We start from the raw sequence: 20,914 nt of genomic DNA on the forward strand, positions 1-20,914 counted from the left end.
CAACGGAACACCCCCCAATCATGCCCCCCGAAACCGACTCCCTTCTTCCGCACGACATCGTCGCGCTGGCCCAGCGCGTGATCGAGGCCAATCGCAGCATCGGCCGCACGGTCGCTTTGGCCGAAAGCTGCACCGGCGGTCTGGTGGCAGCAGCGCTGACCGAAATCGCCGGCAGTTCGAGCGTGCTCGATCGCGGTTTCGTGACCTATTCGAACGAGGCCAAGCACGAGTTGCTGGGTGTATCGCTCGATGTGATCGACGCGGTGGGCGCGGTATCGGTGGCGACCGCCTGGTCGATGGCGCAGGGCGCCCTTGCCCATTCGCAAGCGGATGTTGCGGTGGCGATCACCGGCATTGCCGGCCCAGATGGCGGTTCGGAACAGAAGCCGGTCGGCACCGTGGTGTTTGCCCGTGCGCACCGCGGCCAGAACCCGGAAGACATCATGGCCGAAACCCGGCTGTTTGATGACTGCCAGACCCGCAGCGCCGTGCGCCACCAGGCCACGCTTTGCGCCCTCGAACTGCTGATGCCGCCCGAAGCGGACTGAGGCCACGCGGCCCCGCGCAAAAGCGGGGCCGAAGCTCAGCCGTGATCAGGCCTCGACCGGGCCATAGAGCTTGGCCGCGCGGGTTTCGAAGGCGGCGACCATCTTGCGGAACGCGCGATCGAGGTACTGGCCTGCCAGCTTTTCGAACAAGGCGTTGCGAAAGCTGAAATCAACGCAGAAATCGATCACGCAGCCAGTGCCGTCGTCACCCGGGCGAAACGACCAGGTGTTGGACAGGCTTTTCATCGGGCCATCGAGGTATTCCACCTCGATCCGGTCAGGCTTCGCCTTGCGCACGCGCGAGGTGAACTTTTCACGCAGCGCGTTGAAGCCGACGAGCATGTCGGCGACCATCTCGGTTTCACTGTCCGCCTTGATCCGCGTGGCCACGACCCAGGGCAGAAACTCTGGATAGCGGCGCACGTCGGCGACGAGGTCGAACATCTGTTCCGGCGACCATTGCAGCCGCCGCTGTTCGGCGATGCGCGGCATCTTATGCCCCGGCGCGCGCCGCTGCCTTGGCCAGCTGCGCCTCACGCGTGGCGCGCATCTGGGCAAAGTCTTCGCCGGCGTGATAGCTCGAACGCGTCAGCGGGCTTGACGCCACTTGCAGGAAGCCCTTGGCCCGGGCAATCGCGCCATAGGCATCGAACGCCTTGGGCGTGACGAATTCCATCACCTTGGTGTGCTTGGGCGTGGGCTGGAGATACTGGCCCATGGTGAGGAAATCGATCTGCGCCGAGCGCATGTCGTCCATCACCTGGTGCACTTCCAGGCGCTCTTCACCCAGGCCCAGCATGATGCCCGACTTGGTGAAGATCATCGGGTTGAGCCGCTTGACCTGTTCGAGCAGGCGCAGCGACGCGTAATAACGCGCGCCGGGCCGGATCGTGGGATAGAGCCGGGGCACGGTTTCCAGGTTGTGGTTGTAAACGTCCGGCCCCGCCTCGACGATGGCGGCAACCGCGCCTTCCATCTTGTTGCGGAAATCGGGCGTGAGGATTTCGATCGTGGTCTGCGGCGTCTGTTCGCGCAGCGCCTTGATCACCTTGACGAACTGCGAGGCGCCGCCATCAGGTAGATCGTCGCGATCGACCGAGGTGATGACGATGTGTTCCAGCCCCATGCGGGCCGCCGCTTCGGCCACGTGGCCCGGCTCGGAAATGTCGACCTTGCGCGGCATGCCGGTCTTGACGTTGCAGAACGCGCAGGCGCGGGTGCACACGTCACCCAGGATCATCACGGTGGCGTGCTTCTTGGTCCAGCATTCGCCGATGTTGGGGCAGGCTGCCTCTTCGCACACGGTATTCAGCTTCAAGTCGCGCATCAATTGGCGCGTCTCGCCATAGCCCTTGCTGGTGGGCGCCTTTACACGAATCCAGTCAGGCTTGCGCATGCGCTGAGGCTGGGCGGGCTCAAGGTTCGAGGCAGTGTCGGTCATGCCTGCGCAGATAGGCGTAACTTGGGGCACTTGAAAGTGCCAATCGAACACGGCATGGCGTTTGCTCATGGCAAACGCGACATCCCCCGAGCTGGATCAGCTCCTCGCCGGCTACCGCCGCTTCCGTGACCATGGTTGGACCCCGCATCGTGAGCGCTGGGAGCGCTTGCGCGAAGGGCAGGAACCCAAGGTGATGATCATCGCCTGTTCCGACAGCCGCGTCGACCCGGCCCAGGTGTTCGACACCGATCCGGGCGAAATGTTCGTGGTCCGCAACGTGGCAGCCATGGTGCCGCCGTTCGAAACCTCGCCCGGTCATCACGGTGTTTCCGCCGCGCTGGAATTCGCCGTGCAGGTGCTCAAGGTCAAGGAAGTCGTGGTGATGGGCCACGGCATGTGCGGCGGCTGCCGCGCCGCGCTGACTCAGGAAATGGCCGGGGCCGCACGCGGCGCCGGTGGCTTTGTGGCCGACTGGATTTCGCTGCTCGACGAGGCACGCAAGCCGGTGGTCGAAGAGCACGGCACCAGTGGCCGCACGGCCGAGCGCGCGATGGAACTGGCCGGCGTGAAGGCCAGCCTTGCCAACCTGCGCACCTTCCCGTGGGTGAAGGAAAAGGAAGACGCCGGCGACCTTACCTTGCGCGGTGCATTCTTTGCCATTTCCGATGGCATCCTGCACCTGCTGGACGAGGAAACGGGCACGTTCGCCCCGGCAGCCTGATTTCAGCTAGCAAAAAGATCCCAGAAAGGAAAAGGGCGGCCCCGCAAGGAGCCGCCCTTCAACCTTTGTGGCGTTAAAGGCGCTTACTTGGCGCCCTTGGTCACCACGTACTGGATCCAGAGCTGCGCCAGGGGCAGGCGCACGCCGCTGGTGATCGTGGAAAACGCTGCCTTGGCTTCATCGTACTTGCCCTGATCGGCCAGCGCGATGCCCAGGCGGGTTTCGATGCGGTCCTTGTCGGCTTGGGCTGCGATGCCCTTGCTCAGCGCCGCCTTGTAGAGCGTTTCGGCCTTGGCCGCATCGCCATACGAGAGGTAGGCGTCAGCGGTGATCGCCGAGAGCTTGCCATCGGCGGTCTTGGCCGCATCGCGTTCCATGGCCGGGAGCGAGGCCTTGTCGCCAGCGGCGATACGGGCCTTGGCCTGGGCCAGGGCATCAGACACGAACGGGTCGGATGCCTTGAGCGCGCCCGAAGCAATGCCCTGTTCGGCCAGCTTCTGCACTTCACCGGGCAGACGACGCGGGTCGGCCGCCTGGATGTATTCCACGAATTCGCGGCCGGTGTACTGCTTGTCGACACCCAGCGCGCCGGTGCGTTCGAACAGGCGGCCCAGATCGACCGACTCTTCCTTGCCGAACTGGCTGAATTCGCGGGTCAGCTGACCAGCGCCGAGCCAGTTGATCGGGGTGGGATCAGCCGCAACCGACAGCAGGCCCCATTCGATCGCCTGCGGGCCCAGCTTGGCGTTGTAGGCAATGACCTGGCCACGCTTGTACCAGCTCACCGGCACGGTGCCGTTCGCAGCCTTGCGGGCGGCGATGGCAGCCTTGAGCGCGTCGAGCGCCTGGGTCGGCTGGTTCTGCTGGACATAGGAATCGGCCAGCAGTTCGGCGGCGTTGTCTTCGCTGTAGTTGGCGTCGATGGCAGCGCGCAGCGCCTTGGTGGCGGTGGCATAGTCCTTGTTCTGATAGGCAGTGGCGCCCAGGAAGTACTGCACCATCGGCACCTTGTCGGCGCTGAGCTGGCCGCTGTCGGCCATGTTCTGCAGGCCCTTCTGCTGCAGCGCGCCGTCACCCATGGCACCGCCCAGGATCTGCTGCCACTGGCCCAGGATCAGGCGATCGAGGGGGGTCTTGGCGCCGGCTTCCACCGGGCCGATTTCACCGGCCAGCTTCTGCGCGCCAGCCTTGAATTCAGCCTCGGGGGCCTTGCCCTTGGTGGCCTGCCAATCATTGAAAGATTTCTGGAACGGCGCGGCCGCTGCCGCAAATTCCTTGGAGTTGCCGCCAGCGGCAGGCTGCTCCTTCTTGGCTTCCTTGGCGATCGCAGGAGCGATCATGCCGCCAAGACCAAGCCCCGATGCCAGCGCAACGGCCATCGCCGTACGCGCAACCGTGCCCTTACCCGAATTCCACAAAGAACCGCGCATCTCTTATCTCCTGTTCGACCCCGACGGTGCCCGTGTCGCATGTTTCGGATTCACGTGGCCCCGCCGTTTACCCTGGTCGGCCCTGCGCTAGTGGCGCGGAATGGCTCCCTTGGCAACTCTGCGCTTGCTAGGTGGCACGGGGTGAACGCGGATTGAATGGCATTTCGTCCTGCTGTTCAGGCAGCTTGTCGCATGTGTGGAAAAGTGATGGTTAGTTGGGTCGGAAACGGCATGGTTTGCTGGCCTTTTGCGCGCAAGGCGCCTAGGGCGGTTACTTTCCAGACAACGAAATGACAAAGCCACCATCGTGAGCGACGACACCCCGAACCTCGATCCCACCCCCGGCACGCCGGACCATGAATTCCAGCGGATCGACATCGTCGACGAAATGAAGACCAGCTACCTCGATTACGCGATGAGCGTGATCGTGGCGCGTGCGCTTCCCGATGTGCGCGACGGGTTGAAGCCGGTGCATCGCCGCATCTTGTGGACCAGCCACGAGAACGGCTTCACCTCGACCAAGCCCTATCGCAAGTCTGCCCGTATCGTCGGCGATACCATGGGTAAGTATCACCCCCATGGCGACGCGGCGATCTATGACGCGCTGGCGCGTATGACCCAGGACTGGTCGATGCGCCTGCCGCTGATCGACGGCCAGGGCAACTTCGGTTCGATGGACCCCGATCCGCCAGCCTCGATGCGCTATACCGAAGCGCGCCTGGCCAAGGTGTCGGACTCGCTGCTGGCCGATATCGACAAGGACACGGTCGACTTCCAGCCCAACTATGACGGGGCGGAGCACGAGCCGCAGGTTCTGCCGGCGCGCTTCCCCAATCTGCTGGTCAATGGCGCCGGTGGCATCGCGGTGGGCATGGCCACCAACATTCCGCCGCACAACCTGGGCGAAGTGATCGACGGCTGCCTGGCCTATATGGACAACCCGTTGATCACGATCGACGAACTGATCCAGATCATTCCCGGCCCCGATTTCCCCACCGCCCCGTTGATCCTGGGCGCCGCCGGTGCGCGCAAGGCCTATACCGAAGGCCGCGGCTCGATCATGATGCGCTGCCGCCACGAGGTGGAGGAAGGCCGCGGTCGCGACGCCAACCGGCGCTCGATCGTGCTGACGTCGATCCCCTACCAGGTCGGCAAGTCCAACCTGGTCGAAAAGATTGCCGAGGCCGCCAAGGACAAGCGGATCGAAGGCATTTCCGACATCCGCGACGAATCCAACCGCGAAGGCGTTCGCGTGGTGGTGGACTTGAAGCGCGATGCCTCGCCCGAGGTCGTGCTCAACCAGCTGTGGCGCAATACCCCGGCCCAATCCAACTTCCCGGCCAACATGCTCGCCATCCGTGGCGGGCGTCCGGAGATCCTGACCCTCAAGGATATCATCGAAAGCTTCGTGCGCTTCCGCGAGGAAGTGATCACGCGGCGCACCAAGTTCGAGCTGAACAAGGCGCGCGACCGCGCCCACGTGTTGCTTGGCCTGGTGGTGGCGGTCACCAACCTCGATGAAGTGGTCAAGATCATCCGCGGCTCGGCCAATCCGGCGCTTGCCCGCGAGGCGCTGCTCGCCCGCGAATGGCCGATGGGCGAAATCGCGCCCTATATCCGCCTGGTCGAGGCGATCGAGGACGACGCGGTTGCCGGCGAAGGCACCTATCGCCTCTCGGAAATCCAGGTCCGCGCGATCCTCGACCTGCGCCTGCACCGCCTGACGGCACTGGGCCGCGACGAAATCGGCGAGGAACTGGAAAAGCTGGCCGCCGCGATCGCCGAATACCTGGCTATCCTGGCCGACCGCCAGAAGCTTTACGCTGTGATGCGCCAGGAACTGGTGGAAGTGCGTGCGGCCTATGCCACGCCGCGCCTGTCGCAGATCATGCCGGCCGCCGATGGCATCGACGATGAAGACCTGATCGAGCGCGAAGACATGGTCGTGACCGTCACCCTCGACGGCTATATCAAGCGCACGCCCCTTTCCACGTTCCGCGCCCAGGCGCGCGGTGGCAAGGGCCGCTCGGGCATGGCTACCAAGGAAGAGGATGCCGTCGCGACGATGTTCGTGGCCAGCACCCACACCCCGGTGCTGTTCTTCTCCACCGCCGGCAAGGTCTATCGCCTCAAGGTGTGGCGCCTGCCCGAAGGCGGCGCGGCCACCCGCGGCCGACCGGTCGTCAACCTGCTGCCCGCGCTTGACCAGGGCGAAACGATCGCCGCCGTGCTGCCCTTGCCCGAAGACGAGGCCGAATGGGGCGCGCTCAACGTCATGTTCGCCACGGCCAAGGGCAACGTCCGCCGCAACGCGATGGATTCGTTCGCCAACATCCCGTCGAACGGCAAGTATGCCATGAAGTTCGAGGAAGATACCGACGATCGCCTGATCGGTGTCGCGCTGCTGTCCGAAGGGGACGACGTGCTGCTGGCCAGTCGCGCCGGCAAGGCCATCCGCTTCCCGGCCGACGACGTGCGCGAGTTCCAGAGCCGCACCTCCACTGGGGTGCGCGGCATGGCGCTCAAGGACGGGGACGAGGTCATCTCGCTCTCGATCCTGCATCGCGCCGGGGTCAAGGACCAGGACGAGCGCGAGGATTACCTGCGCTTTGCCCCGTGGAAGGCCGAGAAGGAAGGCGAGCCGCAGATGAGCGCCGAACGCTACCAGGAACTGGTGGCCAAGGAGCAGTTCATCCTCACGGTCTGCGCCAACGGCTATGGCAAGCTGTCTTCGGCCTATGAATATCGCCGCACCGGCCGCGGTGGCCAGGGCATTACCAACATTGACAACATCGGCCGCAATGGCCCGGTCGTCGCCAGCTTCCCCGCCTCGCAGGCCGACCAGCTGATGCTGGTGACCGACCAGGCCAAGCTGATCCGCCTGCCGCTTTCGTCGCTGCGCGTGATCGGGCGCGGATCGGCCGGCGTGCGCCTGTTCAACGTTTCGGGTGACGAGCACGTGGTGGGCGCGGTGCGCCTGGCCGAGCAGGACGCCGATGACGTTGAAGGTGAAGCGATCGCGGACGAAGCAATCGCCGGCGACGCTGCCGAAAGCGATGGCGCAGAAGGGGGTGCGGACGAATGAGCGGGCATCCCGTGATCGCCTACAAGGTGCTGACCGCGCCGCAGCGCGCCGAACTGGAACAGGGTTCGTTCGGCGGCGCGCCGGTCGATCTGGCCGACGGCTATATCCATATGTCCACAGACGATCAGCTGACCGTTACCGTGGATAAGCACTTTGCCGGGCAGGACGACCTGCATGTGGCCGCCATCGACCTGTCGGGCTTTGGCGAAACCCTGAAATGGGAAGTGTCACGCGGCGGGGCGCTGTTCCCCCATCTCTATGCCCCGTTGCCGCTGGCCGCGGTGGTGGCGATGGAGCCGCTTTCGCGGCAAAGCGATGGCAGTGTGGCGCTGCCCCGGGCGCGCTGAACGATGACGCACCAGATTCACATCATCGGCGGCGGAATGGCCGGCAGCGAGGCTGCCTGGCAACTCGCCCGGCGTGGCTTTCGCGTGCGGCTTTCAGAAATGCGCGGCAGCGGCGAAACCACCGCCGCGCACCAGGGCGATGGCCTGGCCGAATTGGTCTGCTCCAACTCGTTCCGCTCGGACGATGACGAAAAGAACGCGGTCGGCCTGCTGCATCACGAGATGCGCCGCTGTGACAGCCTGATCATGGCCGCCGCCGACAAGGCGCGCGTGCCCGCCGGCTCTGCCCTGGCGGTGGACCGCGACGTATTCTCGGCCGCCGTCGAAGCGGCGCTGCGCGAACTGCCCAACCTGGAAGTGGTGCGCGAACGCGTCGATGCCCTGCCTGCCGAGGGCATGACCATCGTGGCCACCGGGCCGCTGACCGCTGCGTCGCTCGCCAGCAGCATCGGCACCGCCACGGGCGCGGAAAGCCTGGCGTTCTTCGATGCCATTGCCCCCATCGTCTATCATGATTCGATCGACATGGACGTGTGCTGGATGGCGAGCCGCTGGGACAAGGCCGCCGGCCCGGAAAGCACCGGCAAGGACTATATCAACTGCCCGATGAACAAGGAGCAGTACCAGGCATTTCGCCAGGGCCTGCTCGATGGTGACAAGACCGTGTTCAAGGAATGGGAGGCCAACACCCCCTATTTCGACGGCTGCATGCCGATCGAGGTGATGGCCGAACGGGGCGAGGACACTCTGCGCTTTGGCCCGATGAAACCGGTTGGTCTGGACGATCCGCGCACTGGCCGCTGGCCCTATGCCGTGGTGCAGCTGCGCCAGGACAACAAGCTGGGCACGCTGTGGAACATGGTGGGCTTCCAGACCAAGCTCAAGCATGCCGAACAGGTGCGCCTGTTCCGCACCATTCCGGGCCTGGAAAACGCCGAATTTGCGCGGCTGGGCGGCTTGCACCGCAATACGTTTATTCACTCTCCCACGCTGCTCGATCGGCAGCTGCGCCTGAAATCTGCGCCGCGCATCCGCTTTGCCGGGCAGATCACCGGCTGCGAGGGCTACGTCGAAAGCGCATCGGTCGGCATGCTGGCTGGCCTGATGGCAGCGGCGGAACTGGCCGGCCGTGAATGGACGCCGCCGCCGGTAACCACGGCGCTGGGCGCCCTGCTTGGCCACATCACCGGGGATGCCGAACCCGACACCTATCAGCCGATGAACGTGAACTTCGGGCTGTTTCCGCCGGTCGATCCATCGGTGAAGAAAAAAGTGCGCAAGGAAGCCTATACCACGCGCGCCAAGGCCGATTTTGGGCCTTGGCTTGAGACGTTGGCGTAAGGCTTCCACCACCCCCCGACCCCCTCCTCTAAAGAGGATGGGGCTTTAACCTGCTCCTCCCCCTCCTCTTCAGAGGAGGGAGTCGGGGGGTGGTGCGAAGCCTTACCCAAGCCTCAGAACGCTTCCTCGGCAAAGTCCATGACCGAGCCCTTGCCGGCCTTGATCGCCAGGTACAGCGAGGCCGACTGCGGCAGCAGCTTTTCATAGAAGAAGCGCGCGGTGTCGATCTTGGCCTTGTAGAACGCCGCCTCGCCAGTGCCCGACATCAGCTCGCGCGAGGCAAGCTTGGTGGCCTTGGCAAAGCAGTAGGCCATGGCGACCAGGCCCATCAGGCGCAGATAGTCGGTTGCCGCCGCGCCCCCTTCCTCAGGGTCTTTCATGCCACGTTCGGCGATGATTGCGGTTGCACCCTGCAGCGCTTCGAATGCGCGCTTGAGACCGGCAACCATCTTGCCAATCGCCGGATCTTCCAGGTTGGCATCGATGAAATCGCTGACCGGATGGAAGAAGCTGCGCAGGTAGCGGCCCATTTCGGCAGGCAGCTTGCGGCCCACCAGGTCAAGCGCCTGGATGCCATTGGTGCCTTCATAGAGCATGGCGATGCGCGCATCGCGCATATACTGCTCAACCCCGCTTTCGCGGATGAAGCCGTGGCCGCCATAGCACTGCACCGCGAGGCTGGCGCTTTCGAGGCCCAGGTCGGTGAACATCGCCTTGACCACCGGGGTCATCAGCGCAACGAAGTCCGACGCGCGCTGGCGCTGTTCCGGCTCTGCCCCATGCTTTTCGGCATCGAGCGCGCGGGCGACCCACGCGGAAACGCCACGGCAGCCTTCGTTCCACGCGCGCATGGTCAGCAGCATGCGCCGCACATCGGGATGCACGATGATCGGATCGGCCGGCTTGTCGGGATGCTTGGTGCCCGACAGCGAGCGGCCCTGGAGGCGATCCTTGGCGTACCACACGGCCGACTGATAGGCAGCCTCGCCAATGCCCAGGCCCTGGATGCCCACGCCGACGCGCTCGGCATTCATCATCGTGAACATGGCTTCGAGGCCGCGATGCGGTTCGCCCACCAGCCAGCCCTTGGCATCTTCGAACAGCATCTGGCACGTGGCCGAAGCCTTGAGACCCATCTTGTGCTCGATCGCGGTGCAGCGCGCACCGTTGCGCACCGACGGGTTTCCGTCAGCATCGGGCAGGTACTTGGGCACCAGGAACAGGCTGATGCCCTTCACGCCCTTGGGCGCATCGGGCAGGCGCGCCAGCACGAGGTGGACGATGTTGGTCGTCAGGTCATGCTCGCCGGCCGAGATGAAGATCTTGGCGCCCGACAGCTTGTAGCTGCCATCTTCGCCCGGTTCGGCGCGGGTGCGCAGCAGGCCCAGGTCGGTGCCGCAGTGCGGCTCGGTCAGGCACATGGTGCCCGACCATTCGCCGCTGACCATCTTGGGCAGGTATTCCTGCTTGAGCGTGTCGTTGGCATAGACGGTGAGCGCGGCGATGGCGCCGTTGGTGAGGCCGGGATAGAGGCTGAACGACACGTTGGTGGCGCAGATCATCTCTTCCACCAGCTTGCCCACGGCCTCGGGCGCGCCCTGCCCGCCCCATTCCGGCGGCAGGACAAGAGCGTTCCAACCGCCCTCGGTAAAGGCCTTGTAGGCCTCGATAAAACCCTTGGGCGTGCGGACCACGCCGTTTTCCAGGGTGCAGCCTTCCTCATCGCCGCTGCGGTTCAAAGGCAGCAGCACGTCCTGGCACAGCTTGGCGGCTTCAGACAGCACGGCCTCAGTCAGGTCAGGCGTGAAATCAGCAAGCGCGGGAATGTCACCAAAGCCGTCGTCGGTGTGCAATTCGTTGAGCACGAAGCGCATGTCGCGCAGGGGAGCGGTATAGATCTGCATGGCAAATCTCCTCAATCAGTTGCGAAGCGGCTTGCCGGTCTGGAGCATATGCTCAATCCGGGCCTGTGTCGCGGGGTTACGGACGAGGCTGGTGAATTCCCGGCGTTCGGCAGCCAGCAGTTCGTCCTCGGTCACGGTATCGATCAGGTCAGCGTCGCCGCCGGTCAAGATGCGCGCAAGGGCACCCGATACCACCTCGTCGTGCGGGGTGGCTATGCCGCGGGCGCGGAAGCCCTGCACCGCCATGTCGAGCGCGGCCTTGCCACCGGCACCCGGCAGGCGGAACACCGGCGGTTCGGGCGGCTGATAGCCTTCGGCCAGGGCCAGAACGCGGGCCTTGGCATCGGCCAAGAGACGATCGCGGTTCATCGTCACCTGGTCGGTCGGGCGCATAAAGCCGAGTTCGATCGCCTGCGCGGCCGACTTGGACACCGTGGCGGTCGACACCGTTTCGAACACCTTGGCCACGGCCGGCATCGGCCCCTTGGGCAACGCCGGATTGTGGCGCCAGCGATCGAGCAGTTCGCCATTGCCGCCCCAGCCCGGCACGAGGCCGACACCGCATTCGACCAGGCCGATATAGCTTTCGGCGTGCGCCTGGATGGCGTCGCAATGCAGCAGGACTTCGCATCCGCCGCCCAGCGCCATGCCCGATGGCGCGCCGACCACCGGGAACGGCGCATACTTGAGCGCCTTCATCGCCTGCTGCCCACCGGCAACGAGCTTTTCGATCTCGCCCCAGGCGGCGATGTTCATGGCAAACAGTGCCAGGCCCAGGTTGGCACCCGCAGAGAAGTGGCTGCCTTCGTTGTAGATCACCAGGCCCTTGAACTTTTCCGCCACCAACGGAATGGCCTGGCCGATCAGCTTCATCACCTCGGCATCGAGCGCGTTCATCTTGCCGGTGAATTCCAGCGCGGCAACGCCATCGCCAACGTCCCACAGCGCGGCAGAGGCGGTCTTGAGCAGGGGCTTGGCGGCCAGCTTGATGTCTTCGAGCAGCACCACACCCGCGGCACGCGCCACATCGTGGTATTCCCCATCAAGGCCCAGCGCCTGGCGCTTGCCCGCTTCGACCCGATAGAACGGCCGGCCGGCGGCCAGTTCCACGATCGCCGGCACTGGCTTGCCTTCGGCCTTGAGGCGTTCGGCAAAGACGGCCGTGCCAAGCTTGTCGATCAGTTCGAACGGGCCGGACTTCCAGTTGTAGCCCAGCTTCATCGCCACATCGATGGCAACGATATCGTCAGACGCGCTGGGGACGAGCGACGCGGCATAGGACAGCGTCGGCGCCAGCACGGCCCAGGCATAGGCACCCAGCTTGCCGGGCAGGCCAACCAGCGCCTTGAGATCCTTGAACACGGCGCCGGGCAGCGATGGCGGCTTGGCGGCGGCGCGGTATTCGCCGGTGGCCAGATCGATCGCTTCCTTGCGCTTGCCGGCCTCGCGGTTGAGGCGGTAGAACCCGCCCTTGCCCTTGCGCCCGGTATAGCCATCGGCGATCATCTTCATGATCAGCGGATGATCGATCGCGATGGCGCGATAGGCATCATCTTCCGGCAGCGTGGCGGTAAGGCTCGCCTTCAAGTGCGGCATCAGATCGATGCCGACCAGGTCAACCAGCCCGAACACGCCGGTCTTGGGCACGCCCATCGGCTTGCCCACCACGGCATCGGCTTCCTCCACGCTCAGTCCCAGATCGATGGCGGCATTGATCGCCTGCTGGATCCAGAACGTGCCGACGCGGTTGGCCAGGAAACCCGGGGTATCCTTGGCGCGCACAACGGTCTTGCCCAGCGCGCGATCGGCAAAATCGCTGACCTTGGCGACCAGCGCCGCATCGCTGGCCGGGCCAGCGACGACTTCAAGCAGGCGCATGTAGCGCGGCGGGTTGAAGAAGTGCGTGATCAGGAAATCACGGGCAAAGCCTTCGCCGCGCCCGGCGATCAGCTGTTCGAGCGGGATCGTCGACGTGTTGGACGAAACCGCCGTGCCGGGGCGGCGCACGCCTTCCAGCTTTTCATAGAGCGCATGCTTGAGATCGAGCCGTTCGACGATCGCTTCGATCACCCAGTCGCACTCGGCAACGCGGGGCAGATCGTCTTCGATATTGCCAACCTCGACCAGCTTGGCGGCGCGCTTGCTCATGAACGCCGCCGGCTCGGCCTTGGCCAGGCGATCGAGCGCGCCCTGGGCCACGGCATTGCGGTTGGCCGGATCGCGCACGATATCGAGCAGCAGCACCGGCACGCCGGCGTTGGCCACCTGGGCGGCGATGCCGGCGCCCATGGTGCCCGCGCCGATGACGCAGACTTTCCTGATGGACTCGCTGTGGGTTGTCTCTGGCATCAGATCGCCTCCAGAATCGTGGCGATGCCCTGGCCGCCGCCGATGCACTGGGTGGCGAGCGCATACTTGCCGCCCGTGCGCTGCAACAGGCTGGCTGCCTTGCCAACGATGCGCGCGCCGGTGGCGCCCAGCGGGTGGCCCAGCGCGATCGCGCCGCCATCCAGGTTGATCTTCGCCTGATCGAGGCCAAGATCGGCGATGCAGGCCAGCGCCTGGCTGGCAAAGGCTTCGTTCAGTTCGATCACGTCGAGATCGGACACGGAAATGCCGGCACGCTCCAGCGCCTTGCGGCTGGATTCGACCGGGCCGATCCCCATGATTTCGGGCGCGCAGCCGGAAATCGCCATGGCCTTGATCCGCGCCAGAATGGGCAGGCCATGGGCGCGGGCATAATCCTCGCTCGCCACGATCACGGCGCTGGCGCCGTCGGTGAGCGGTGAGGACGTGCCGGCCGTGACCGTACCGGTGGCGCTGAACGCGGGCTTGAGCCCGGCGAGGGTTTCGGCGGTGGTGCCGGGGCGCGGGCAGCCATCAGTATCGACCAAGCCGGCCTTGGTTTCGATGCCGACGATTTCGTCCTTAAGCTTGCCAGCGGCGATGGCGGCGGCAGCCTTGTCCTGGCTGGCGACGGCAAAGGCTTCCTGTGCCTGGCGCGACAGGCCATACTGGCTGGCGAGGTTTTCGGCGGTGTCGCCCATGCCGATATAGGCCTGGCTGGCCTTGGCCAGGGCCGGATTGGGCAGCGGGTTGAAACCCATCATCGGCACCCGGCTCATCGATTCGACCCCGGCGGCGATGAACAGCTCGCCAGCGCCGGCGGCGATCTGGCCCACGGCATAGTGGATCGCGCTCATCGACGAACCGCAGAAGCGGTTGACCGTCATGCCGCCGACCGAACGCGGCAGGCCGGCAATCATGCCGATCAGGCGCGCAACGTTAAAGCCCTGTTCGCCTTCGGGAAAAGCGCAGCCGACGATCAGATCCTCGATCGCGGCGGCGTCAATCCCGGTGCGCTGGACCAGCGCCTTGACCACGGCCGCGGCAAGATCGTCGGGCCGGGTACGGGCAAGCGCGCCCTTGCCGGCAAGGTGGAACGGTGACCGGGCATATCCGGCAATGACCGCATTCGGCATGATTTCTGGCATCCTCGTCAGGTGGGGCAACTGCCGCCTGTGCCTCCGATACCACGGAATCACCCTTGGCGCTGCTTTCGTCCGTAATGGTGCTCAACTTTCCCTATACGTCAACCAAAATTTGGGGCATAGAGTGAGTCGCACACCGGCAAAGGCAAGAAAGGCCGGGTGATAACCGGATACCGAAACGCACGAAGCGCGCTTTGGGTTCTTGGGTCGAGGATGAAGAACGATGAGAGGTAAGCCGTTATTGGCCATCACCGTAATGTCCCTGATGGGGGCAGCGGCGGCCACCTATGCTCCGGCCTCCTACGCTGCCGGACAATCCGCATCCGAACAGGCCATCGGCCGCTGGGCCACGCCCACCAAGCACGGCATCGTTGAAATTGCCCCGTGCGGCGCGTCGATCTGCGGGCGCCTGGTCGAATCCGACAGCATCCGCGCCAATCCGGCCTTCGCCGATGGCAAAAACAAGAATCCGGCCCTGCGCAATCGTCCGCTCAAGGGCCTGACCATTCTGCAAGGTTTTACGCGCAGCACCGACGGTTGGGAGGGTGGCTCGATCTACAATCCCGAAGACGGCGGCACCTACAAGGCGACGATCACGATCGCCGATGCTGACACGCTCAAGCTCAAGGGCTGCATCGTGTGGCCCTTGTGCAAGACCCAGACGTGGAAGCGCCTGCGCTGATCCAGCCGGAGCCGGCCAGACCAAACACCACCGGCACCGTTGAAACCACAGACACCACAAAAATTCGCATGGGAGTGAGAGAGAGATGAACCTGAACCACCGCCGCACGCTGGCCTGCGCCGTGCTTCTGGCCGGCACCGCCGGACTTGCCAGCCCTGCCCTGGCAGGCGGCTTTTATCTTCAGGACCAGTCCGCCAAGGCCACCGGCCGCGCCTATTCGGGCGAAGTGGCCGACACGGGCGCGGAAAGCCTGTGGTGGAACCCCGCCAGCATCGGCGGCATGACCGGCGGCGAAGCCATGCTGAGCGCCACCGGCATCCTGCCCTCTGGCGACGTGGTCAACAACGGCACCCTGATCAAGCGCCCTGGCCAGCCTGCCACGGCGGTGGGCGGCGACAGTGTGGCCCACAACCCGATCCACAAGGGCGTCGTGCCCTCGGGCGCGATCGCGCATTCGCTGGGCAACCGCGTGGCCGTGGGCCTGGCGGTGACTGCGCCGTACAACTTCACCACCGAATATTCGAACAGCAGCTGGGCACGCTATACCGCGCTGACCACGCGCCTGCGCACGGTCGACATCCAGCCCTCGCTGGCCGTGCAGCTGACCCCGGTGATTTCCATCGGCGGCGCGGTGAACGTCGAACATGCCGATGCCACGCTGGGCAATGCCCTGCCCAACCTGCTGGCCGTGCTGCCCGATGGCAGCCAGACGCTTAGCGGCAAGGGCTGGGATGTGGGCTGGTCGGCCGGTACGCAGTTCCGCGGCAAGACCGTGACCGTGGGCCTGAGCTACAAGTCGGCGATCAAGCACAAGCTCAAGGGTGACGTGACCATTGCCGGCCTGCTCGGCCCGCTGGCGGCGAACAACGCCAACATCTCCACCGAGGCAGACTTTACTACGCCCTGGCAGCTGACGTTCGGTGGCCGCTGGACGGTCACGCCGGGCTTTACGCTCAACGCCCAGGCAACCCGCTTTGGCTGGTCCAAGTTCAACGCGATCCAGCTGGGCAGCCCGCTCAACACGGCGATCCCCGAAGACTATCGCAACACCTGGGCGGTTGCCGTCGGCTTTGACGCTGACCTTAGCCCCAAGTGGACCGTTCGCGGCGGCGTGCAGCGTGACGTTTCGCCGGTTCGCCCGAACGAACGCGATGCCCGCGTGCCCGATAGCAACCGCTGGAACTTTGCCTTGGGCGCCACCCATGCATTCAGCCGCGCGTTCAAGATCGACGTTGCCGCCAACTACCTCACCCTCGCCGATGCGCCGGTCAACCGCCTGACCGCCGCCTATGCCGGCACGCCGGCGCAGACCCCGATCCTGGTCAACGGCATGCTGCAAAAGGCCCATGTCGTGGTGCTGTCGCTGGGCGGACGGGTCGCTTTCTGATCGCCCGAAGGCGCCGGGGCCATCTTGGCCTCGGCGCCATTTCCCTCCCTCTTGCCGGAACCTGACATGGTCGCTGCCCCCCCGATCGAGGCCACCCCCATCGCCCCTTCACGCGTACCCGACAGCCTGCCGCCAGACTGGTCACCGCCGGCCATGCTGCTGGGTGACTTCATGGACAACGCCGTGCGCGATCATGGCGACCGCCCGGCGGTGGACTTCATGGGCCGCACCTGGACCTATCGGGCGCTGGGGCGGATGGTCGAACGGGCGGCGCGCGGCTTTCAGGACCTGGGTCTGGGCAAGGGCGATCGGGTGGCACTGTGCCTGCCCAACACGCCCTACTACATTGTCCTTTATTTCGCCGCGCTCAAGATCGGCGCGGTGGTGGTCAATCTCAACCCGCTCTACACCCAAAGCGAGATGCGCCATCTGTTGACCGACAGCGGCGCCCGCGTTGTTGCCGTGCCAGACCTGCGCGAAATCCACGGCAAGGTGCGCGCCATTGCCGACGAATGTCAGTTGGCCACCATCCTGGTCTGCCCGATGGCCGGCATCCTGCCCCGGGTAAAGGCATGGGGCTGGCGCCTGTTCAAGCGGCGCGACCATGCCCGCTATGCCCATGATGCGCTGCACATGCGCTTTTGCGACCTGATCGCACGCGGCGATCCGCCACGGCCGGTGGCACTGGTGCCCGATGACCTGGCCGTGCTGCAATATACCGGCGGCACCACCGGCACGCCCAAGGGCGCGATGCTGACCCATCGCAATCTCACGGCCAATGCCCTGCAGCAACAGGCGCATATCCATGGCGATCTGCCTGCCCCGCAGCGCACGCTGGCCGTGCTGCCGTTCTTCCACGTCTTTGCGCTGACCGCCGTGCTCGATTTCTCGATCCTGGTGGGATCGGAACTGGTGCTGATGCCGCGCTTCGAAATGGACGCGATGCTGGCCACCATCAAGCGCAAGCCGCCCACGCTGTTTTTCGGCGTGCCGACGCTGTTCATCGCGATGAACGCGCTCGACGATTCCAAGATTCCCAACCTGTCGGCGCTGCGCGCCTGCATTTCCGGCGGTGCGCCGCTGCCGCTGGAAGTGCGCCAGACGTTCGAACAGCGCACCGGCGGACGCATCTGCGAAGGCTATGGCCTGACCGAAGCCTCGCCCATCGTGACATGCAACCCGGTTGATGGCGATATCCGCGCCAACAGCTGCGGCCAGGCCTTCCCGGGCACGCAAATCGAAATCCGCGACCCCGAAAACCCCGAGACGGTCCTGCCGCTGGGCGCCAATGGCGAGGTCTGCGTGCGCGGGCCGCAGGTGATGGCCGGCTATTGGCAGCGCCCCGACGACACCGCCAAGGTCTTTGTCGATGGCGCGCTGCGCACGGGCGACGTGGGCCACCTCGACGAAGATGGCTATCTCTACCTGGTGGACCGCCTCAAGGACGTGATCCTGAGCGGCGGATACAACGTCTATCCGCGCGTCATCGAGGAAGCGGCCTATCTCCATCCGGCAATCGAGGAAGCTATCGCGATCGGCATTCCCGATCGCTATCGCGGGCAAAGCGCCAAGCTGTTCATCAAGCTGCACGACGGCCAGGACGTCTCGCCGCAGGAGATTCTCGATTTCCTGACCGAGCACCTCAACAAGATCGAGGTGCCGCGCGCTGTCGAAATTCGCCAAAGCCTGCCCAAGACCATGGTGGGCAAGCTTTCGAAAAAGGAACTGGTCGCCGAAGAGCGTGCCAAGGCCGAGGCCGCCACGCCCGCGGTTTAAGTGCAAGGTGCGATTGGGGGCAGTTGCAATCCACATTTTGCGGCGCAATAGGTAGCGCCATTCTGGGGGGAAAATTGGCCACCATGATCGATACTTTGCCCGATCCGCCCGAACCCACGGCGGAACCAGCGCCCGCCGCGCCCGAGGATGGCCTGCAAGGCATCCAGGATGTGGCGCGCCGCTTGGGCGTGACGCACCGCACCCTGCGCTTTTACGAGGACAAGGGCCTGATCGAGCCAGCGCGGGTGGGCAACACGCGCATCTATTCGCACCGCGAAGTGGCACGCATGCAGTTGATCCTGCGCGGCAAGCGGCTGGGTTTCAGCATTCGCGAGATCAAGGAATTCCTCGATCTCTACGACGTCGATCCCACCCGGCTGGAGCAATTGCAGCATCTGGTGGCGCACATCCGCAGCCGGCTGCGCAAGCTGGAAAGCCAGCACAGCGCCTTGCTCAAGACCATGACCGAGCTTCAGGCCATGGAGGCCGAGGCGATCGACAAGATCGGCGAGCTTACGAGTTCACCGCGGGACGAAAACGCCGCTTGAACAGGCGCGCGGGCAGCGCATCGGCCGTGCTGACGATGATGATGCCCGCCAGGATCATCAAGGCGCCGCCGATGAACGCGGCGTCCAGCTTGTCACCCAGCACGATCACGCCGGCGGCCACGCCAAACATCGGCGTCATGAAGCTCAACACCCCCAGCCGCGCCGCGCTGTAGCGCCGCAGCAGGGCATACCAGGTGAGATAGCTGAGGAACGCCACGACCACGACCTGGAACGCCATGCTGGCCAGGAGCGGGGCGGTCAGGCTCACGGCCGTTTCACCCAGCACCGGCGCGGCCAGCGTGCACAGCACGAAAGCGCCCATCAGCTGATAGAACAGCGTGACGGAGGCCGGTGCATTGGCCAGCGAAGAATTGCGCAGCACCAGCGTGGTGCAGGCCCAACCGCAGGCGCCGCCCAGCGCCAGGGCATCGCCCAGCCGACCATCGGGATAGCCCGCCCCTTCCTTGCCGCCGCTGAACGCCAGCACCACGCCAGCAAACGACAGCGCGATGCCCACCCACTGGCCAGCGCGCAGGCGCTCGTCAGGGCGCAGCAGACCCAGCGCCAGGGCAGCGCCAATTGGCGCAGTATAGAGATAGATGGTGACGTGGGAGGCGCTGGTGAACCGCAGCGCTTCACCCGCGAGCAGGAATTCGGTGCCAAACAGCAGCCCGATGGCCAGGCCCGGTGCCAGGGTCTGGCGGTTGATCACCCGCCCTTCCCCACGCCACAGCACAATGGCCAGCGTGGCAAGGCCCGCCAGGCCCGAACGCAGGCCCATCTGCAACAACGGGCTCATCGCGCCCGCCACCAGCTTGATGGCAACCTGCTGCGAACCCCAGATCGCGCAGAGCACGATCATGATGGCAACGGCAGCGGCATCGACAGGCTTGCGATCGTTCACAAACAAAAGGTCCGGGCTGAAATGGTGCGGGGAGAAATTCCCGCGCGCCTTAGTCGATAATCGTGCCGGGAGCCAGCCATTGGAACCCAGCCATTAGAACGTTGCGCGTTTCGCCCGCTCTAGGGGAAATGCCGCAGGGGCGCCTTACGCCGATTTCAGCGACCACCCCGTAATCCATGGTGCGTTCTGCGGAGTGTGCCATGAGTTTTACCCTCAGCCTTGGCCCGGTGGCCAACATGCAAACCATCACCACGGCCTGGTCGAACATGACCGAGTCCCTGGAAGCGCATGCCGCGATGGTGCTCGATCTGTCGGATCTGGTCGATGTCGATCTTTCCCTGGTGCAGCTGGTGGAAACGGCGCGCCAGCATGCCCTGCGGGACAGCCGCGCGCTGCGTCTGTCGGCGCCGGCCAATCCGGCCGTGACGGCACTGCTGCGCCGCGCCGGGTTCCTGACCGATCCCAGCACCGAAACCCTCGATTTCTGGTTTCACGGAGAACTCCCGCAATGACGGCCTCGATCCTCACCGTAGACGATTCCAGCAGTCTGCGCCTTGCCACGCGGATCGCGCTGACTGGCGCAGGCTATAGCGTGACCGAGGCCTGCGACGGGCTGGAAGGCCTGGGCAAGGCGCAGGGTCAGAAGTTCGACATGATCATCACGGATCTCAACATGCCCAACATGGATGGGCTGAGCATGATCCGCGAGATCCGCAAGCTGCCCGTGCAGATGGGCACCCCGATCATCTTCCTCACCACCGAGTCAGATGATGCCATCAAGCAGGAAGCCCGCGCCGCCGGCGCCACGGGCTGGCTGGTCAAGCCGTTCCAGCCCGATCAGCTGCTGCGCATTACCAAGAAGGTGCTGGGCCGGTGAGCGAAACAGATCCCATTGCCGCGTTCCGCGTGGAAGCTGGTGACCTCCTCGACCAGATCGAACAGGCACTGCTCGACCTGTCGAACCAGTTGGACGATCGCGGGCTGATCGATGCGGTGTTCCGCGGGCTGCACACGCTCAAAGGGTCGGGCGCGATGTTCGGCTTCGACGCGCTGGCCACGTTCACCCACCATTGCGAAACCGCATTCGATCGGGTTCGCAAGGGCTTGTTTCCCGCCACGGCCGAACTGGTCCACGTGATCCTGTCGGCCATGGACCACATGCGCGCGCTGGTCGATGGCGATGGCGCGGGGCTCGAGGCGACAGGCGATGCGATCCTGGCGCGGCTGCATGCCGCCTTGCCCGAAAGCGGCGCAATGCCTGCCACGGCAGCGGGCGAAACAGCCCCGCCAACACCAGCGGCAGCCACAT

The 20,914-nt window shown here is 65.1% G+C and carries 19 protein-coding genes; 12 read left to right on the forward strand and 7 right to left on the reverse strand.

The genetic code is table 11. The features are described 5' to 3' along the window. Positions 1 to 20 precede the first annotated feature (20 nt). Positions 21 to 548 (forward strand): CinA family protein, encoded by a 528-nt coding sequence (locus H926_RS0123955; RefSeq protein ID WP_022678480.1) that lies wholly within the window; start codon positions 21 to 23, stop codon positions 546 to 548. 45 nt (positions 549 to 593) lie between these two features. Here H926_RS0123955 and H926_RS0123960 read toward each other — a convergent pair whose 3' ends face one another. Then, the gene (locus H926_RS0123960; protein ID WP_022678481.1) at positions 594 to 1,040 is read right to left on the reverse strand and encodes a type II toxin-antitoxin system RatA family toxin; all 447 of its coding nucleotides are present in this window, start codon (positions 1,038 to 1,040) and stop codon (positions 594 to 596) included. Position 1,041: 1 nt separating this feature from the next. After that, positions 1,042 to 1,989: a lipoyl synthase gene (gene lipA, locus H926_RS0123965; RefSeq protein ID WP_022678482.1), complete on the reverse strand. Its 948-nt coding sequence runs from the start codon at positions 1,987 to 1,989 to the stop codon at positions 1,042 to 1,044. Between the two features lie 67 nt (positions 1,990 to 2,056). Here lipA and H926_RS0123970 point away from each other — a divergent pair, with 67 nt between their 5' ends. After that, positions 2,057 to 2,710: a carbonic anhydrase gene (locus H926_RS0123970; protein ID WP_022678483.1), complete on the forward strand. Its 654-nt coding sequence runs from the start codon at positions 2,057 to 2,059 to the stop codon at positions 2,708 to 2,710. A gap of 83 nt (positions 2,711 to 2,793) precedes the next feature. On the opposite strand, the gene H926_RS0123975 is transcribed toward H926_RS0123970, so the two are convergent. Further along, a complete protein-coding gene (locus tag H926_RS0123975) occupies positions 2,794 to 4,140 on the reverse strand; it encodes a hypothetical protein (protein WP_022678484.1) in 1,347 nt (448 codons plus the stop codon). A 307-nt stretch (positions 4,141 to 4,447) separates the two neighbouring features. On the opposite strand from H926_RS0123975, the gene gyrA reads away from it, so the two are divergent. From gyrA to trmFO, 3 genes are read left to right on the forward strand one after another with little or no spacing between them, the layout of a single operon-like run. Further along, positions 4,448 to 7,225 carry a DNA gyrase subunit A gene (gene gyrA, locus H926_RS0123980; protein WP_022678485.1) on the forward strand — a complete coding sequence of 926 codons (2,778 nt, stop codon included), beginning with the start codon at positions 4,448 to 4,450 and terminating at the stop codon, positions 7,223 to 7,225. Then, entirely contained in the window at positions 7,222 to 7,572 is a 351-nt protein-coding gene (locus H926_RS0123985) for a DUF952 domain-containing protein (RefSeq protein WP_022678486.1), read from the forward strand. The genes gyrA and H926_RS0123985 overlap by 4 nt, the downstream gene beginning before the upstream one ends. A 3-nt stretch (positions 7,573 to 7,575) precedes the next feature. Next, complete coding sequence (gene trmFO, locus H926_RS0123990; RefSeq protein ID WP_022678487.1) at positions 7,576 to 8,913, forward strand: methylenetetrahydrofolate--tRNA-(uracil(54)-C(5))-methyltransferase (FADH(2)-oxidizing) TrmFO; 1,338 nt, start codon at positions 7,576 to 7,578, stop codon at positions 8,911 to 8,913. Positions 8,914 to 9,026: 113 nt separating this feature from the next. Here the strand turns inward: trmFO and H926_RS0123995 are convergent, their stop codons facing one another. The 3 genes from H926_RS0123995 to H926_RS0124005 are packed head-to-tail and all read right to left on the reverse strand — an operon-like array spanning position 9,027 to position 14,299. Then, on the reverse strand, positions 9,027 to 10,817 hold the full coding sequence (locus tag H926_RS0123995; RefSeq protein ID WP_022678488.1) for an acyl-CoA dehydrogenase C-terminal domain-containing protein: 1,791 nt from the start codon (positions 10,815 to 10,817) through the stop codon (positions 9,027 to 9,029). 15 nt (positions 10,818 to 10,832) lie between these two features. Next, positions 10,833 to 13,166: a 3-hydroxyacyl-CoA dehydrogenase/enoyl-CoA hydratase family protein gene (locus tag H926_RS0124000; RefSeq protein WP_022678489.1), complete on the reverse strand. Its 2,334-nt coding sequence runs from the start codon at positions 13,164 to 13,166 to the stop codon at positions 10,833 to 10,835. Further along, on the reverse strand, positions 13,166 to 14,299 hold the full coding sequence (locus H926_RS0124005; RefSeq protein WP_028658443.1) for a thiolase family protein: 1,134 nt from the start codon (positions 14,297 to 14,299) through the stop codon (positions 13,166 to 13,168). The genes H926_RS0124000 and H926_RS0124005 overlap by 1 nt, the downstream gene beginning before the upstream one ends. Positions 14,300 to 14,564: 265 nt before the next feature. Between H926_RS0124005 and H926_RS0124010 the strand changes: the two genes are divergently transcribed. From H926_RS0124010 to H926_RS0124025, 4 genes are all read left to right on the forward strand, one after another. After that, on the forward strand, positions 14,565 to 14,990 hold the full coding sequence (locus H926_RS0124010; protein ID WP_022678491.1) for a DUF2147 domain-containing protein: 426 nt from the start codon (positions 14,565 to 14,567) through the stop codon (positions 14,988 to 14,990). 85 nt (positions 14,991 to 15,075) lie between these two features. After that, positions 15,076 to 16,377 (forward strand): OmpP1/FadL family transporter, encoded by a 1,302-nt coding sequence (locus tag H926_RS0124015; protein WP_022678492.1) that lies wholly within the window; start codon positions 15,076 to 15,078, stop codon positions 16,375 to 16,377. Positions 16,378 to 16,530: 153 nt separating this feature from the next. After that, on the forward strand, positions 16,531 to 18,153 hold the full coding sequence (locus H926_RS0124020; protein WP_028658444.1) for a long-chain fatty acid--CoA ligase: 1,623 nt from the start codon (positions 16,531 to 16,533) through the stop codon (positions 18,151 to 18,153). An 83-nt stretch (positions 18,154 to 18,236) separates the two neighbouring features. After that, positions 18,237 to 18,701, forward strand: coding sequence for a MerR family DNA-binding transcriptional regulator (locus H926_RS0124025; protein ID WP_022678494.1), 465 nt, complete (start codon positions 18,237 to 18,239; stop codon positions 18,699 to 18,701). Here H926_RS0124025 and H926_RS0124030 read toward each other — a convergent pair. Continuing rightward, on the reverse strand, positions 18,667 to 19,605 hold the full coding sequence (locus H926_RS0124030; protein ID WP_028658446.1) for a DMT family transporter: 939 nt from the start codon (positions 19,603 to 19,605) through the stop codon (positions 18,667 to 18,669). The genes H926_RS0124025 and H926_RS0124030 overlap by 35 nt on opposite strands. Before the next feature lie 200 nt (positions 19,606 to 19,805). On the opposite strand from H926_RS0124030, the gene H926_RS30450 reads away from it, so the two are divergent. The 3 genes from H926_RS30450 to H926_RS35360 form a co-directional block, all read left to right on the forward strand. Then, positions 19,806 to 20,117 carry an STAS domain-containing protein gene (locus H926_RS30450; protein WP_022678496.1) on the forward strand — a complete coding sequence of 104 codons (312 nt, stop codon included), beginning with the start codon at positions 19,806 to 19,808 and terminating at the stop codon, positions 20,115 to 20,117. Next, positions 20,114 to 20,482, forward strand: coding sequence for a response regulator (locus tag H926_RS0124040; protein WP_022678497.1), 369 nt, complete (start codon positions 20,114 to 20,116; stop codon positions 20,480 to 20,482). Before H926_RS30450 ends, H926_RS0124040 begins: the two co-directional genes overlap by 4 nt. Next, positions 20,479 to 20,914, forward strand: a 436-nt coding sequence (locus H926_RS35360) for an Hpt domain-containing protein (RefSeq protein WP_237741194.1), incomplete at its 3' end; no start/stop codon positions are given. The genes H926_RS0124040 and H926_RS35360, both read left to right, overlap by 4 nt.

It is taken from the genome of Novosphingobium sp. B-7 (genome assembly GCF_000410615.1).
Classification (GTDB): Bacteria; Pseudomonadota; Alphaproteobacteria; order Sphingomonadales; family Sphingomonadaceae; genus Novosphingobium; species Novosphingobium capsulatum.

What these genes read in the sequence shown, in the direction of transcription:
- H926_RS0124000 (WP_022678489.1), bottom strand. Translation starts at nt 13,166, where the DNA reads ATGCCAGAGACAACCCACAGCGAGTCCATCAGGAAAGTCTGCGTCATC.
- H926_RS0123985 (WP_022678486.1), top strand. Translation starts at nt 7,222, where the DNA reads ATGAGCGGGCATCCCGTGATCGCCTACAAGGTGCTGACCGCGCCGCAG.
- H926_RS0124020 (WP_028658444.1), top strand. Translation starts at nt 16,531, where the DNA reads ATGCTGCTGGGTGACTTCATGGACAACGCCGTGCGCGATCATGGCGAC.
- H926_RS0123975 (WP_022678484.1), bottom strand. Translation starts at nt 4,140, where the DNA reads ATGCGCGGTTCTTTGTGGAATTCGGGTAAGGGCACGGTTGCGCGTACG.
- lipA (WP_022678482.1), bottom strand. Translation starts at nt 1,989, where the DNA reads ATGACCGACACTGCCTCGAACCTTGAGCCCGCCCAGCCTCAGCGCATG.
- H926_RS0124040 (WP_022678497.1), top strand. Translation starts at nt 20,114, where the DNA reads ATGACGGCCTCGATCCTCACCGTAGACGATTCCAGCAGTCTGCGCCTT.
- H926_RS0123970 (WP_022678483.1), top strand. Translation starts at nt 2,057, where the DNA reads ATGGCAAACGCGACATCCCCCGAGCTGGATCAGCTCCTCGCCGGCTAC.
- H926_RS0124005 (WP_028658443.1), bottom strand. Translation starts at nt 14,299, where the DNA reads ATGCCGAATGCGGTCATTGCCGGATATGCCCGGTCACCGTTCCACCTT.
- H926_RS0123960 (WP_022678481.1), bottom strand. Translation starts at nt 1,040, where the DNA reads ATGCCGCGCATCGCCGAACAGCGGCGGCTGCAATGGTCGCCGGAACAG.
- H926_RS30450 (WP_022678496.1), top strand. Translation starts at nt 19,806, where the DNA reads ATGAGTTTTACCCTCAGCCTTGGCCCGGTGGCCAACATGCAAACCATC.
- H926_RS0123995 (WP_022678488.1), bottom strand. Translation starts at nt 10,817, where the DNA reads ATGCAGATCTATACCGCTCCCCTGCGCGACATGCGCTTCGTGCTCAAC.
- H926_RS0124025 (WP_022678494.1), top strand. Translation starts at nt 18,237, where the DNA reads ATGATCGATACTTTGCCCGATCCGCCCGAACCCACGGCGGAACCAGCG.
- trmFO (WP_022678487.1), top strand. Translation starts at nt 7,576, where the DNA reads ATGACGCACCAGATTCACATCATCGGCGGCGGAATGGCCGGCAGCGAG.
- H926_RS0124010 (WP_022678491.1), top strand. Translation starts at nt 14,565, where the DNA reads ATGTCCCTGATGGGGGCAGCGGCGGCCACCTATGCTCCGGCCTCCTAC.
- H926_RS0124015 (WP_022678492.1), top strand. Translation starts at nt 15,076, where the DNA reads ATGAACCTGAACCACCGCCGCACGCTGGCCTGCGCCGTGCTTCTGGCC.
- H926_RS0123955 (WP_022678480.1), top strand. Translation starts at nt 21, where the DNA reads ATGCCCCCCGAAACCGACTCCCTTCTTCCGCACGACATCGTCGCGCTG.